This is a genomic window from Radiobacillus deserti (assembly GCF_007301515.1).
Classification (GTDB): domain Bacteria; phylum Bacillota; class Bacilli; order Bacillales; family Amphibacillaceae; genus Radiobacillus; species Radiobacillus deserti.
In genome coordinates, this window is the sequence record NZ_CP041666.1 from 1,071,707 (window position 1) to 1,085,533 (window position 13,827).

Annotated in this window: 14 protein-coding genes; 10 read left to right on the forward strand and 4 right to left on the reverse strand. The window is 37.3% G+C overall.

From position 1 onward, the window contains the following. The first annotated feature begins 75 nt into the window (after positions 1-75). From FN924_RS05680 to FN924_RS05725, 10 genes are all read left to right on the forward strand, one after another. A complete protein-coding gene (locus tag FN924_RS05680) occupies positions 76-426 on the forward strand; it encodes a YlbF/YmcA family competence regulator (RefSeq protein ID WP_143892556.1) in 351 nt (116 codons plus the stop codon). 167 nt (positions 427-593) lie between these two features. Continuing rightward, positions 594-1,493: an ABC transporter ATP-binding protein gene (locus FN924_RS05685; RefSeq protein ID WP_143892558.1), complete on the forward strand. Its 900-nt coding sequence runs from the start codon at positions 594-596 to the stop codon at positions 1,491-1,493. Next, positions 1,486-2,742 carry an ABC transporter permease gene (locus tag FN924_RS05690; protein ID WP_143892560.1) on the forward strand — a complete coding sequence of 419 codons (1,257 nt, stop codon included), beginning with the start codon at positions 1,486-1,488 and terminating at the stop codon, positions 2,740-2,742. Before FN924_RS05685 ends, FN924_RS05690 begins: the two co-directional genes overlap by 8 nt. 57 nt (positions 2,743-2,799) lie before the next feature. Next, complete coding sequence (locus FN924_RS05695) at positions 2,800-3,204, forward strand: GNAT family N-acetyltransferase (protein WP_143892562.1); 405 nt, start codon at positions 2,800-2,802, stop codon at positions 3,202-3,204. A 155-nt stretch (positions 3,205-3,359) separates the two neighbouring features. Further along, positions 3,360-4,589: a metallophosphoesterase family protein gene (locus FN924_RS05700; protein WP_143892564.1), complete on the forward strand. Its 1,230-nt coding sequence runs from the start codon at positions 3,360-3,362 to the stop codon at positions 4,587-4,589. A gap of 4 nt (positions 4,590-4,593) precedes the next feature. Then, positions 4,594-7,530, forward strand: a complete 2,937-nt coding sequence (locus tag FN924_RS05705) for an ATP-binding protein (RefSeq protein WP_143892565.1) — start codon at positions 4,594-4,596, stop codon at positions 7,528-7,530. A gap of 62 nt (positions 7,531-7,592) precedes the next feature. Next, the gene (locus FN924_RS05710) at positions 7,593-8,144 is read left to right on the forward strand and encodes a GbsR/MarR family transcriptional regulator (protein ID WP_143892567.1); all 552 of its coding nucleotides are present in this window, start codon (positions 7,593-7,595) and stop codon (positions 8,142-8,144) included. Positions 8,145-8,180: 36 nt separating this feature from the next. Further along, positions 8,181-9,128 carry a 3'-5' exoribonuclease YhaM gene (gene yhaM, locus FN924_RS05715; RefSeq protein WP_143892569.1) on the forward strand — a complete coding sequence of 316 codons (948 nt, stop codon included), beginning with the start codon at positions 8,181-8,183 and terminating at the stop codon, positions 9,126-9,128. Positions 9,129-9,468: 340 nt separating this feature from the next. Then, positions 9,469-10,740: an MDR family MFS transporter gene (locus FN924_RS05720; protein WP_143892571.1), complete on the forward strand. Its 1,272-nt coding sequence runs from the start codon at positions 9,469-9,471 to the stop codon at positions 10,738-10,740. A gap of 81 nt (positions 10,741-10,821) precedes the next feature. Then, positions 10,822-11,028: a sporulation YhaL family protein gene (locus FN924_RS05725; RefSeq protein WP_143892573.1), complete on the forward strand. Its 207-nt coding sequence runs from the start codon at positions 10,822-10,824 to the stop codon at positions 11,026-11,028. An 80-nt stretch (positions 11,029-11,108) separates the two neighbouring features. Here the strand turns inward: FN924_RS05725 and FN924_RS05730 are convergent, their stop codons facing one another. The 4 genes from FN924_RS05730 to FN924_RS05745 all read right to left on the reverse strand — a co-directional run bounded on the left by FN924_RS05730 (position 11,109) and on the right by FN924_RS05745 (position 13,813). Further along, positions 11,109-11,981: a peptidylprolyl isomerase gene (locus tag FN924_RS05730; RefSeq protein ID WP_143892575.1), complete on the reverse strand. Its 873-nt coding sequence runs from the start codon at positions 11,979-11,981 to the stop codon at positions 11,109-11,111. 215 nt (positions 11,982-12,196) lie between these two features. Continuing rightward, the gene (locus FN924_RS05735; RefSeq protein WP_143892577.1) at positions 12,197-12,376 is read right to left on the reverse strand and encodes a hypothetical protein; all 180 of its coding nucleotides are present in this window, start codon (positions 12,374-12,376) and stop codon (positions 12,197-12,199) included. Positions 12,377-12,511: 135 nt separating this feature from the next. Beyond that, positions 12,512-13,048, reverse strand: a complete 537-nt coding sequence (locus tag FN924_RS05740) for a DUF3267 domain-containing protein (RefSeq protein WP_143892579.1) — start codon at positions 13,046-13,048, stop codon at positions 12,512-12,514. Positions 13,049-13,354: 306 nt separating this feature from the next. After that, entirely contained in the window at positions 13,355-13,813 is a 459-nt protein-coding gene (locus tag FN924_RS05745; protein WP_194709691.1) for a GbsR/MarR family transcriptional regulator, read from the reverse strand. Positions 13,814-13,827: the final 14 nt, after the last annotated feature.

Sequence of the window (13,827 nt, forward strand, 5' to 3'; positions counted from 1 at the left end):
CTCTCTATCACTTTCATTAAGAGTAGGGGTTTGTTATAGTTGGTAGGAATCAAATGCCAACTAGGAGGTAATAAAATGGCAAATATGTACGATAGCGCGTATGACTTAGAAAAAGCAATTCGCAACAGTGAAGAATTTCAAGGCTTGAAACAAGCATATGAAACGGTAATGGCGGATGAACAAGCGAAGAAAATGTTCGATGATTTCCGTAAAACGCAAATTGAACTGCAAGAAAAGCAAATGCAAGGACAAGAAATTACCGAAGAAGAAGTAGAAAAAGCTCGCCAAGTTGTCGAACTTGTACAACAACATGAACAAATTTCCAACCTGATGGAGCAAGAACAACGTTTAAATGTAGTAATTAATGATGTAAGTCGCATCATTACAAAACCATTAGAAGAATTATATGGAGATACGGAACAATAATTTGAGAAACCTTGTACTCAACGAATGAGACAAGGTTTTTTTATTTAAGCATTTTTAAAAAAATTCTTTTACATATTTTGACCAAAACCTTTTATATAACGTTTATAATATTTAAGGGAACTTTTTTATTATGTAACTCGTAGAAAGGAACAGAAAGGAGTGGAACGATGAGCTTAAAAATTAACCAAGTAACCAAACGGTTCGGTTCATTCACTGCAGTGGATAACCTATCCATTGAGATTCCAGAAAAGCAAATTTTCGGTTTTTTAGGTGCTAATGGAGCAGGGAAAACGACGACATTTCGAATGATTCTCGGACTCATTGATGCAACAGAGGGAGAGATTTCTTGGAATGATAACCCGATTAACTATAGTAATAGTGACCTCATCGGGTATTTACCAGAGGAAAGAGGACTGTATCCAAAATTAAAAGTAGTGGATCAAATTGTGTACTTAGGAAAGCTTCGTGGCATGCAGAAAAAGGATATCATCCATGAATTGCGACATTGGTTAGAGCTTTTTCGTATTACAGAATATGAAAACAAAAAGGTAGAAGAGCTTTCGAAAGGAAACCAACAAAAAATTCAATTTATTTCTGCTGTTATACATAAGCCTGAATTGTTAATTTTAGACGAACCATTCTCTGGTTTAGACCCAGTGAATGTAGAGCTGTTAAAAAAAGCAGTTGTAGATTTAAAAGAACAAGGCACTTCGATAGTATTTTCTTCCCATAGAATGGAGCACGTAGAGGAGCTTTGTGAGTTTTTATGTATTATGCAACACGGGAAACCAGTTGTTCATGGCTCTTTAAAGGAAATTAAACGCTCTTTCGGGAAAAAGAACTTATTTATTCATGCGGATTTTGATTTAACTTTCTTAGAATCTATGAACGGTGTAGTGAAATTTAAAAAAGTAGCAGAAGGCTGTGAGTTACAAATCGATAAAGAGGAAGTTTCCCAACAAGTGTTTGAAGCCCTTCAAGGAAAAGGATTTATTCGCAAATTCGCCTTAGAAGAGCCATCTCTAAATGATATATTCATTGAGAAAGCAGGTGAGTCCTATGAATAAGTTTTGGATTGTTCTTTCTCATACGTATTTGAGCAGACTAAAGACGAAATCCTTTCTATTTACAACAGCACTAACGATTCTTTTAATTGTTGCAGTTGGAAATATCCAAACGATTATAGAGTCTTTCGGTGGGGACGAAGCGACGAAGGTAGCAGTCATCGATGAGTCTGGCCAATTATATGAATCACTAGATGAATCTCTTCAAGTTGGAGATGCAGATATAGAATTAGAAAATTATGATGGCACACTAGAGCAAGGTAAAGAGCTAGTAAGCTCTGAAGAACTAGACGGATTACTTCATATTAAGGTAAACGATCAACAAATTCCTGAAGCTACTTACTTTGCAAACAAAGTATCCACGGCAGGAGAAACCGACGTGTTGGAGCAAAATCTACAACAGTTAAAAGTCGCCATCTCTGCAAATAATGCAGGCATTGAACAGGCTACTGTGCAAGAAATTTTTGCCCCGGTAACATTCGATAAAGTATCACTTGAAGAAAATGCTAAAACAGAAGAAGAATTAAATACAACACGTGGTATTGTGTATGTTATGCTGTTCATGCTTTACATTGCAGTTATTATGTATGGAAATATGATTGCAATGGATATTGCAAACGAAAAAGCATCAAGAGTTATGGAAATCCTAATTTCCAGCATGCCTCCAGTAAGTCAGATGTTTGCGAAAATTTTTGGCATTGCGTTGTTAGGTATTACCCAAGTAGGAGTATTTGTAGTAGCAGGCTATGTCATGCTATCAATGAAAAAAGATGAATTAACAGGTGGAGTGTTTGAGTACTTTGGTCTTGCGGATGCTGGTATATCTACCTTCGTCTATGCGATTGTTTTCTTCTTGCTAGGTTATTTATTATATGCGACGTTATCTGCTATGCTAGGTTCCTTGGTAAGTAGAATGGAAGAAATTAATCAGATGATGGCACCGGTAATTTATCTTATCATGATAGCTTTCTTTATTGCGATGTTTGTCGGCTTAAACAACCCAGAGTCTCAGGTTGTTACGGTAACATCCTTCATTCCATTCTTCACGCCTATGCTTATGTTTTTAAGAGTAGGGATGCTAGATATTCCTTTCTGGGAGATTGCGATTTCCATTGGGATTATGATTGCATCTATTGCACTTCTAGGTATAATAGGTGGAAGAGTATATCGTGGCGGTGTGCTTATGTATGGAAAATCTGCTTCTATTAAAGACTTCAAAAAAGCATTGGAGCTGTCTAAAAAAGATAAGTAATGTAAGCTGAAGGAATCGCAGTAGTGCGATTCCTTTTCTATAAGGAGAGATTAGTAAGTGAAATGGGAACTTGGAGAATACGAAATTGATACAGATTCTAGAAGGTTAGATATAGATAAGTTATTTTTTCTACTTTCAAACTCTTATTGGGCAAAGGAACGTCCAAGAGCTACCGTGGAGGAAAGCATAAAACACTCTTTGAATTTTGGTATATATAAACGAAAGGAGCAGATTGGTTTTGCGCGAGTTATCACGGATAAAGCTGTATTCTCTTGGTTAATGGATGTAATTATTGAAGATTCCTACCGAGGAGAAGGGTTAGGGAAATGGCTTGTGCAGACGATTCTTGAACATCCAGATGTGAAGTTAACCTCAATAGGATTGGCCACTAAAGATGCCCACACTTTATACGAAAAATATGGCTTTGAGCATAAAGAAATGATGAGGAGACCTAGACCTTAGCAAAGCAAAAGAGTGCGTCACGCACTCTTTTTTGGTTTGGAAAATGCACCGAGGGACGATTCTATAGATTTTCTAAGCGCACTATAATCGAACGTGCATTCGCTTTTCGTTTCTGTTAAAATGAAGGAAAAATTATATTCGGGAAGGATTTACCAATGACAAAAGGAACCATCAAATTTATTCATTGTGCAGACCTCCATTTAGATAGTCCATTCAAAGGATTAAGCAACATGTCTCCGAAAAAATACAATGATGTTCAAGCAAGTACATTTACAGCACTTTCTCGTTTAGTACGTCTAGCAATCAACGAACAAGTAGACTTTGTATTAATAGTAGGAGATATCTTTGATAAAGAATTGTTATCTTTGAAGGCTCAAATAAAATTCAAAGAAGCGATGGAGCAATTACATCGACAGCATATTCCCGTATTTGCATCTTTTGGAAACCATGATTATGTAGGTCAACGATCCTTGGCTGTGACGCTACCAGAAAACGTCAAACTATTTGAGTCAGAGGAAGTCTCTCATTATCCGTTTATAAAGGATGGGAAACGTTTAGCACACATTTACGGGTTTAGTTATAAGGAACGAGAGGTAAGAACAAATAAATCTAGTGAGTATGTTCGAATGGAAGGAGCCCCTTTTCACATTGCAACTTTACATGGGAGCTTTTCTACAAATAAGGAGCATGACGTGTATGCACCGTTTCAAATAAGTGATCTAGATAGCAAACCGTTTGACTATTGGGCACTCGGCCATATACACAAACGGGATGTTTTGAAGACAGACCCTTTTATTGTGTATCCAGGTAATATCCAAGGAAGATCAAAAAAGGAAACTGGGGAAAAGGGCTGTTATGTGGTGGAGATGGACGAATCAACGACAGAACTTTCTTTTTTTCCTTTACAGGACATTCGTTTTGAGACCCTCGAATTAGATATTCGCCATTGTATGAATATAGGGGATGTTGCGGCTGTTCTGCACCAAAATATCCAACATTACAAGGGTGGAAAATATATACTTACGATTCAATTTTTAGGGCTGTCTTCTAACTTGAGAAATTGGCATGTGACAGGGCAAGTAGCAGATATAATGGAGTTAGAGAATGAAAGAGATGATTTTTCAATGGAAGAATGGATTCATATTGAAGGATATAAATTAAGCTATTATCAGGACCCGTCTGACCAATCAGAGGAGCAGCTTGGCTTTCGTAAAGAAGTGTTTCGCTCTTTACAGGAAGAGGTACAGATTCAAGAAATCATACAACCGCTTGTACAACATAAACAAGTTCGTAAATATCTTGATGCTTTCACAGAAGCGGAACAGGAAGAGTTAAAAGAAGCCACTAAAGAATTAATTATGGAGCAGTTAACAAAGGAAGGGTAACAGGATGAAAATAAACTCTGCCTATATATACGGGTTTGGAAAATGGGAACATCAAGAGCTTGATTTTTCTAAGCACTCTTTTTCTATGATTATAGGAGAAAATGAATCAGGTAAGTCAACAATAAGGCAGTTTCTTTTATTTATGTTGTTTGGATTCCCACCAAGAAAACGGGAATTTTATCGCCCTAATACTGGAGGGAATGTCGGGGGTAGACTAGCTATCTCCACAGAGGATGAAGGGGAAATAGTATTGGAAAGGGATCATAACCGCTTTAACGGGGAGCTCCAATGTTATTTGAGTAATGGGGAAAGAAAATCTGAGGAATGGTTTCGAACGAACGTCGTAGGCTTATCCTTAGACACGTATCAATCTATCTTTTCCTTCGATGCGCAAGAGCTATATCAGTTGCATACGATGAAGGCAGAAGAGCTCGGTGAGGTCCTACTTGGTGTTGGGATGACTGGTTCTGATCAAATTTATGCGATTGAAAAAAGGCTAGATCAGTACTTAAATGAATTATTTAAGCCTCAGGGACGAAATCCAGCCATTAATCAACAAGTGGAACGATTGGAAGCCATATCGCAAGAGATTGCACGCTTGGAACATGAACAGGAGTTATATGTACAGACCAGAGACGAACAGCGTCAGCTTCAACAAACATTACAAGAGCTAATTGACAAACAAGAGGAGCTACAAGAAAAAGAAGCAAGGTTAACAAAAAAGCTAGAAATCCATCCTCAGATGGTAGATTATTATGTCACTTTATCTGAATTAACTCGGTTAGAAAAAGCTGAAGCCAATCGCTTTCCGACGCAAGGGGTAGAAAGATATCAGCAACTTAAGGATAAACTATTACCTATCTTAAGTGAGATTCGTGTATTGAAATCCACCATAGAATCCTACGAAACTGATATAACTGAGATAGAGAAGCAATTAGTCTCGCATGAGCAGTTAAGGAAAATGGAGCACTTGCTACAGCGAGCGAATACTATACAACAAGTGAAGCTAAATATGGATTTTAAGCATAATGAATCTGACCACTTAAAAGAGGAGCTCCGTCAGCTTTTGCAGCGAATAAATGCGGGAATAGAAGTATCGGATTTAGATGAGATCTCCATTCCTTTTCATATTGAAGATTACTGGAATCAATTGCATCAGGAAAAGGAGAAACTTATCCATTCTCAGAATCAATTATCCGAAGAATCAAGTGCTCTAGAGAGACAGAGGAAAAATATCGAAGTTCAACAAGACCGATTAAAACGTGAACTATTACCGGAACAAAAGGTCCAAGAACTAGAAGCTATTCGTGATCGATATGATTTTTCACCTGGCGGTCAGAACAACTCAAGCTGGAGCAAAGCACAGAATAAAAGAATCCGGCGTAGCACTCAACAACTTATATTAGGAGGAATCCTAGCGTTTCTATTCGGGATAGCTGGCTACTTCCTACATGTAGAATTATTGTTTCCTATAGGAGTTTCTATTGCTATTCTTTCAATTGGACAAGTCATTTTTGTGCGAAATTTTATAAAGAACGATAAATCAGAATCTCTGACGACGGGAGAAGTAGAACTTTATACCAAAGCGAAACGTCAATTGGAAAGTCATTATGCGCTAATAGAGGAATGGCGCCAACTGGAGGCACATTTCGTTCAAATCCGGACTACTAGTTTAAAGCTTCAGGAAAAAGAACAGTTTTATGAGCAAGCTGCGCAACAGCTGCAACAAAAGGTCCATCAACAAATAGAAGCATATCCGTTTTTGGAAAGGATAGAGTTATCCTATTGGCCTAGATTGTATTCCTATTTGGAAGCAGCGTTGGAGAAACGAAAGCAATGGCAACAAATCCAAAAGGAATTAGTTGAATTGTATAATACGTATCAAACGTTTGAAGCGGAGCTTACGGATGTTGTGAAAGTAGAAACGGTTTCACTAAAGAATGTGGACAATGCAATGGAAGAATTATCACAACAGTACCGTGCACAAAAGCAGCTCATGGAACAAATGGAATATTTGAAGCACCAAGTGGAAGAGAAAACAACCCGTTTATCTGAATTTGAAGAGCGTATCATTCCATACGAGGATGAAATACAACAATTGTTTGAAGTGACAGGAGTCCATGAGGAAGACGAATATCTCAAACGGGGAGCACTTCATGAAAAATGGGAAAAAGCAGATCAACATTTCCGTCAATTGTATCATGCTTTATCTGTCAGTTTAGCTAACCATGAGCTGGAAGAGTTGAGAAGTGTTCCGCCTATTGAACAGGAAAAAATAGAGCTAGAGCGAGAGCAAGTGAGAAAAACTCTTGAAGAACAATTCATAACAATAAAAGACATTAGACAATCAATCGCTGATCTTCACTCCAAATTAACCATGATGGAGAAATCGGAGCACTATTCTAAGTATCTACATGAATTTTATGCTGAAAAAGTAACTCTTCAAGAACAAATCAAAAGGTGGACGACGTATAAAATCGCACAGACGGCCTTGCAAAAGGCTAAACAAAACTATTTAGATAACCACATGCCAACCATTATGGAAGTCACAACAGCCCTTTTTAAACAGTTAACAGATGGAAAATATAAGCGAGTGTTTGCACCGATGGATGGGAATAGTATACAAGTAGAGAACGATCGTGGCCAACGCTTTCAGGTAAACCAATTGTCTCAAGGTACGTCCGATCAGCTTTATATTGCGCTAAGACTAGCGTTAGGTACTGTGATGAGTGAACAATATGGTCTCCCTTTTATTATGGATGATGCTTTTGTACACTTTGATGAAAAACGATCTGGTCGAATGATGGATATACTTGTCCACCTATCAGAACGTCATCAAGTTTTATTATTTTCATGTAGAGCTGAGCTTCTTCCATCTTCCGAGGATGTTCACGTGATTTCGTTATCCGGTAATTTAACAGAGAATCGTTCGCATTCATAAAGTAAAAATGATAAAATATGTAAGATATTAGGCGGAAATTAAGTATTCTGGAGGGTCATCCATTGGCGAACCAAGAACAGCCCAAAGAATGGGCGAAAAGAGAAGCAGCAGTGGAGAAGTTTATTCAAGTCATTGCTAAAAATATGAATCTATATGGTATTACAACATCGGTTGGTAGATTATACGGTGCATTATATTTTGCGGATGAACCGATGACGTTAGATGACATGCGGGATGCCCTAGAAATGAGTAAGACAAGCATGTCTACTGGTGTTCGATCATTAGCTGAAATGAGAATGGTTGAGCCTGCTTATAAAAAAGGGATTCGAAAGGATCTCTATAAATCAGAAGAAGATTGGTATAAATCGTTCACATCTTTGTTTGGGAACCGGTGGAGACATCATACAGAAAATAACATAGAAGAAGCGAAAGAAACAATGGAAGAATTGGAAAAGTTAAAATCGCAAACAACAGATGAGAAGCTTATCGAACAACTAGATGATGACCTTTATCGTTTAAAATATGCACAAAACTATTACAGATGGTTAATGCAATTTATTGAGGTTGTGGAGTCCGGGAAAATATTTGAGTATATCCCGAAGATAGAAGAGTAGTCTGGATAGGGAGAATGAATCGGGAGGGGATAACACATGAAAAAAGGGATTGCTTTTTATAATGTGGGAGATGTATTTGATCACTTTTTGTTAGTTAAGGCAGCTACTAAAGGGGTAGCAAGTAATGGGAAGCCTTTCTTAACCCTTATTCTAAAGGATACAACTGGAGAGATTGAGGCAAAGCTCTGGGAAGCCACGCCAGAGGACGAAGAGTTGTTTCAATCTGAAATGCTAGTAAGGGTAATGGGCGATGTAAATCAGTTTCGTGGTCGTCCCCAGTTGAAAATTCAATCGATTCGACCCGCTCAGGCTACAGATGGCGTGCAAATTAGTGACTTTATTGAAAAGGCTCCGGTGGATAAGGAAACGCTTCTTGAACAAATTACGGAGATAATTTTTGAAATGGTAAATCCAAACTTACAAAGGATGGTTCGATATTTCATAAAAAAATATCAGGACGATCTGTTAGTCTATCCAGCAGCAGTAAAAAATCATCATGAGTATGTGTCTGGACTAGCATATCATATCGTTTCTATGCTGCGAATTGCGAAAGAGCTTAAAAGTTTGTATCCAGAAGTGAACAAAGATCTCCTTTATGCGGGGATTATCTTGCACGATTTAGGAAAATTAAAGGAGCTATCTGGAATTTCTGCACCTTCTTACACATTAGAAGGAAAATTAATAGGACATATTCCTATTATGGTTGAAGAAATCGGACAAGCAGCAAAAGATCTCCAAATAGATGGAGAAGAAGTGTTGATTTTACAGCATATGATCTTAAGTCATCACGGTAAAGCGGAATGGGGAAGTCCGAAACCTCCGCTAGTAAGAGAAGCTGAACTGCTTCATTTAATCGATTTGATTGATGCAAAAATGAACATGTTAAATCGAGCATTGGAAAAAGTAAACCCTGGGGAATTTACAGAACGACTTTTTGCAATGGAAAACCGTCAATTTTATAAACCAACTTTTGAAGAAAAGTAGAAGGAGAGGCTGGGACATAACGAAAAGGATAAGCTGAAAAGCCGAACAGTAGCCTATACTAGCTCTGGAAATATACGTAGACTCCAGCGGGAAAAAAGGCATCGGTGAGCCCCCACCGTGCGTCAGCACGAGGAGGGTCACCAGCCCGCCCGCGGAAAGCGTCGTATATTTCTGGAGCGGGGTATAGGCACTATTTATAATTGTTCGTTTTTTCATTGCTTACTATATTTTGTCTCAGTCTCTTTTTCTAACATAAAAAAATACTATCAGTAAACTGTATTCTAAGCGTATAATATACTTTGGCATATTACGTCTAGTTAGGTGAAGGAGAACAAACATCATGAAGTGGAAAGATTGGGATCGTAACTTACGAATCCGTTTATTTGGGGAAGGTATGATGAACTTATTGTTTTGGGCATACTTCCCGTTTATGACGATATATTTTGACGATGCGTTTGGGAAAGGCAAAACGGGACTATTAATTATTATTTCTCAAGCTTTTTCGGTAGTAGCTAGCTTGGTCGGCGGATACTGTGCGGATCGATTTGGTAGAAAGAGAATGATGGTTTTAGCGTCAAGCGCGCAGTTTTTGACCTTTCTGCTGTTTGCTTACGCGAATTCGCCTTGGTTGGAATCACCGATTCTTACCTTCCTTTCATTTAGTTTATTAGGAGTTTGGGGTGCATTATACTGGCCAGCATCTCATGCGATGGTTGCAGACGTTGTACCGGAAAAACACCGGACGTCTGTATTTGCAGTGTTCTATACCTCTATTAATATTGCAGTAGTAGTTGCTCCAATAATCGGAAGCTTTGTGTTTTATAGTTACCGGTTTGAAATGCTAGTGGTCGGGGCAATATTAAATGGAATCGTAGCTTTTGTTCTATATAAATATTTAAATGAAACGGCAATATTAAAAGAAAGGAAATCTAGTCGACCATCGAGCTGGTATAAAGCAGTTTGGGATGAATTGAGCGATTATCGAGTAATTGCCAGGGACAAGAACTTTTTATTATTCATCATCGGTGGCGTACTAGTTGCACAGACATTTATGCAATTAGATCTACTAATCGCTGTGTACACAAGTGAAGTAGTGGAGAATCAGCAGCTTTTTGCTATCGGTGACTGGCACGTGACGGTAAGTGGTGAAGGAGCTTTTGCGCTAGTATTGGCTGAGAACGGCTTATTGGTGGCCTTATTTACGGTCTATATTTCTCGTGTCATTACGAGATGGAAGGAAAGAAATGTTTTTATTCTTTCGTGTCTATTATATGCAGTTGGTATAGCTTTATATGGACTGACTGATAGCATCTTTGTATTTATGTTTGCGATTCTTCTCTTTACAGGTGGAGAGCTTATCGTTGTAGGGATACAAGAAAGCTTCGTTGCAAAGCTAGCACCTGAGCATATGAGAGGGCAATACTTCTCAGCAGCTAGTTTACGGTTTACGATAGGGAAGCTAATTGCACCAGTAAGTCTCGTATTAACGGATTACTTTTCCTATCTTGTCGTATTTCTTATACTTGGCCTGTTAGCCCTATTTAGTGCAGCTACTTACTATGTAATGTTTAAGCGAATGGATCGGGAAGAGGAGCTTAAAGTCCTATCTTAGATTATATCTCTAAGCAAAGTTAAGCATATTTTAAATAAGCTAGACATAGACTCATTAAAAAAGGGACAAGGAGGTCATTACATGATATTAGGAATCCCTTGGTGGGTGTATATGTTTATTGGATTTATTTTCTTTAGTGGATATATGTCTTTTAGAGCCATGAGAGCAGAGAAAAAGCTGGAACAGCGGTATATTGAACAAGAAGGTAAAGTGTTCATGGATCGCATTGCTGAAAAACGACATGTAAAGGACGAAGAGGTTGAGAAGAAAAAAGTAATATCTGGATGAAGACAAAAGCCGAAGCTTGTAAGCTTCGGCTTTTGTGTATAACGAATAAAAAACCCGACCATTCGGTCGGGTTAAAAATCTTATTCCTCAGTTGCTTTTTCTGTTTTGAATAGATCTTTAAAATCATCGATTTTAACATCTACATCGGCATCTTCAATTAGCTTATTAAGCTTTTCTTGTGCTTTTGCATTGTCCACTTTGCTATTTGCGATTTGACGCTTGATATCGTCTTTAATATCTTTAAGTGGTTCCACGTCTTCTACGTCACGCTTGTCGGTTACTTTAATGATGTGCCAGCCATTATCTGTTTGAACAGGGTCACTAATTTCCCCAACTTCCATGCTGTATGCTGCATCTTCAAATTCTGGAACCATTGCTCCAGTACCGAAGAAGCCTAAGTCTCCACCTTTTTCAGCACTAGCTGTGTCTGTCGAGAAGTCTTTTGCTAGATCTGCAAAGTCTTTTCCTTCATCCAATTGCTTTTTGACTTTTTTTGCAGTGTCTTCATCGCTTACTAAAATGTGGCTTGCTTTTACTTCCGTTTGCATACGCTCATACTTTTCGTTGATTTCTTCCTCTGTTACTTCAATACCTTCTGTTATTGCTTTTTCTTGAAGTAAGTTTAAACGTAGAACCTCTTTAAAAGCATCCTCATCTTCAAAACCATTCTGTTGAAGCACTGCTTCAAACTGGTCTCCATATTGATCTTTTAATTTTTTTAACTGATCATCCACTTCTGAATCACTTACGTCATATTTGTCTTCCAAAACTTTTTGCATAACAAGTTCTTGTAGAACTGTTTCTCCAGATTCCTTTTGAAGGGCGTTATAGAATTCTTCTTTAGTAACATCTCCAGCTTTTGATTCCACAACTGCCTCTGAATTATCTTGTTGGGAACAAGCTGCTAATGTTAATACTCCTGTTGCCATTACTGCGATTGCGAACTTCTTCATTTATTTAACACTCCTAATCACGTTATGTTTCTCTAGGACAAGGCCCTTGAAATAATATAACATACTTTACAAGTAAAAAAATAGTCAATATCTAAATTACACACTTTTTATATATTTTGATAAAAGCACCATTTATACAGAAAAGTAAAAGAAGCAAGAGAACGGCACCGATTAAAGTATCGAGTTCCATTCTCTTGCTTCTTTTCATGGTATGTTTATATAATTGTTACCTCTACGTACGAGGATAACAATAAAATAGTAATTAGAATATTAATCGTTCTAAACACACTAGGTTGTTTCTCTTGAGGCATTTCTGTTTGTACACAAAGCTTATGTGTTAAAGAATTAAATAGGAACAGTACAAACAATGCAAAAACAGCAAAAAAGATTGGCATACCTATAGACCTCCTCACTAAGACTACTTTATCAAAAAATGAATAGATTGAACAGTTAAAGGTGAAGATTAAGAGGTTTCGACAAAATTAGTAGAGCAAAGAGAAAGGCACATTAACAATGTGCCTTTCTCTTTGCTAGTTTATTAATATATCGTACCCGTCTTGCGCATTATCAATCACGCATCTTTTCGGTGCTTTTACCAAATAGGCCGCATATAAAAAATCCTCTAAAGAAAAAGTAATATTTATTGCAGCAAATAGAACAAAATAAGCAAAGAAATCAGGGATAAAGTATCCTCCTACTATGCACGGGATTGTAATCAAGACCGTAGGAGATAACAGAACGAATAACGACGTATTTTTAGACATTTTACCATGTGTTCGAAAACTGAAATTGGGTAAATTTTTCTTTTTATTTTTCCATTTGATTTTAATTTTTTTATTCATGACGAGCAATGGTACAAGATGTGCTACTTTATGAGCCAATGGCAGAATTAGTAATCCAAATAGCAATGGGAATAAACCGTAATCTTTTACATTACTGGAATGATGAATAATAGAAAAAGGTAAATATAAGATAATAAATGATAGCAATCCCACAATCATGGAAATAAGATAAATACGGTTACTGCCAAATTCTTTAGATAGATTGATGCTTTTCCAGCAATTCATTCACTACTCCCCCTTGCCTACGATGTTGTTTCTGTGAATGGTTAATCGCTTGTTTCTCCTCAACGAATAATAGTATGATTCATATGAAAAATCAATAGGTTTTTTAAAAGTTTTTTGTAAAGAATTTTTTAATGGATTTTGGTTCTCTAAATTATAAGTGAAAAAGGAACGTGGCACCTACAATAACTGTATGATTGAGCTATAATTTTGAATGGGCAAGTACCTGGAATAAACGCAAATAATCTAATTTAAGGGTAGGGTAGCGGTTACAAAAAAAGCTACCGTAAAAGTCGGTAGCTTTTTGTCTCATGAAGATTTTAGTCCCTTAAAGGTTTTCTCTAAATTGTGATGAAAGTCAATCATGGATTTTAATCGGTCGGGGAGTTCGTGTTTATTTTTAATGTTTGAAAGATCCTTATTAATTTCCATGAGAGAGTTTTTTTGACGTTTCATGGCTTCTAGCCATTTATGAATGAAATTGGACATGAATTTATGGTATAGATTATCCTCTGCCTGATATAAGTCTTTTCGGATTCCTTTAATCCAAACTCTTTCAACTAGATTTAAATCTAATAAGCTCCTAATTCCATTACTTACGGACGTTTTGCTTTTCCCTAGCCAATCAGCCATTTCGTCTAATGTCATTGGTTTTCCTTCTATATATAAGAGAGAAAACAGTTTAGCTTCCGAAGGGGATAAGTCGAACATTTCTAAAGTCTTAGAGAACTCCAGAATAATCTGTTCTTGCACTTTTTGTTCCGCCATAGAATCCTCCCTTG

What these genes read in the sequence shown, in the direction of transcription:
- FN924_RS05680 (WP_143892556.1), top strand. Translation starts at nt 76, where the DNA reads ATGGCAAATATGTACGATAGCGCGTATGACTTAGAAAAAGCAATTCGC.
- FN924_RS05685 (WP_143892558.1), top strand. Translation starts at nt 594, where the DNA reads ATGAGCTTAAAAATTAACCAAGTAACCAAACGGTTCGGTTCATTCACT.
- FN924_RS05690 (WP_143892560.1), top strand. Translation starts at nt 1,486, where the DNA reads ATGAATAAGTTTTGGATTGTTCTTTCTCATACGTATTTGAGCAGACTA.
- FN924_RS05700 (WP_143892564.1), top strand. Translation starts at nt 3,360, where the DNA reads ATGACAAAAGGAACCATCAAATTTATTCATTGTGCAGACCTCCATTTA.
- FN924_RS05705 (WP_143892565.1), top strand. Translation starts at nt 4,594, where the DNA reads ATGAAAATAAACTCTGCCTATATATACGGGTTTGGAAAATGGGAACAT.
- yhaM (WP_143892569.1), top strand. Translation starts at nt 8,181, where the DNA reads ATGAAAAAAGGGATTGCTTTTTATAATGTGGGAGATGTATTTGATCAC.
- FN924_RS05720 (WP_143892571.1), top strand. Translation starts at nt 9,469, where the DNA reads ATGAAGTGGAAAGATTGGGATCGTAACTTACGAATCCGTTTATTTGGG.
- FN924_RS05725 (WP_143892573.1), top strand. Translation starts at nt 10,822, where the DNA reads ATGATATTAGGAATCCCTTGGTGGGTGTATATGTTTATTGGATTTATT.
- FN924_RS05730 (WP_143892575.1), bottom strand. Translation starts at nt 11,981, where the DNA reads ATGAAGAAGTTCGCAATCGCAGTAATGGCAACAGGAGTATTAACATTA.
- FN924_RS05735 (WP_143892577.1), bottom strand. Translation starts at nt 12,376, where the DNA reads ATGCCAATCTTTTTTGCTGTTTTTGCATTGTTTGTACTGTTCCTATTT.
- FN924_RS05740 (WP_143892579.1), bottom strand. Translation starts at nt 13,048, where the DNA reads ATGAATTGCTGGAAAAGCATCAATCTATCTAAAGAATTTGGCAGTAAC.
- FN924_RS05745 (WP_194709691.1), bottom strand. Translation starts at nt 13,813, where the DNA reads ATGGCGGAACAAAAAGTGCAAGAACAGATTATTCTGGAGTTCTCTAAG.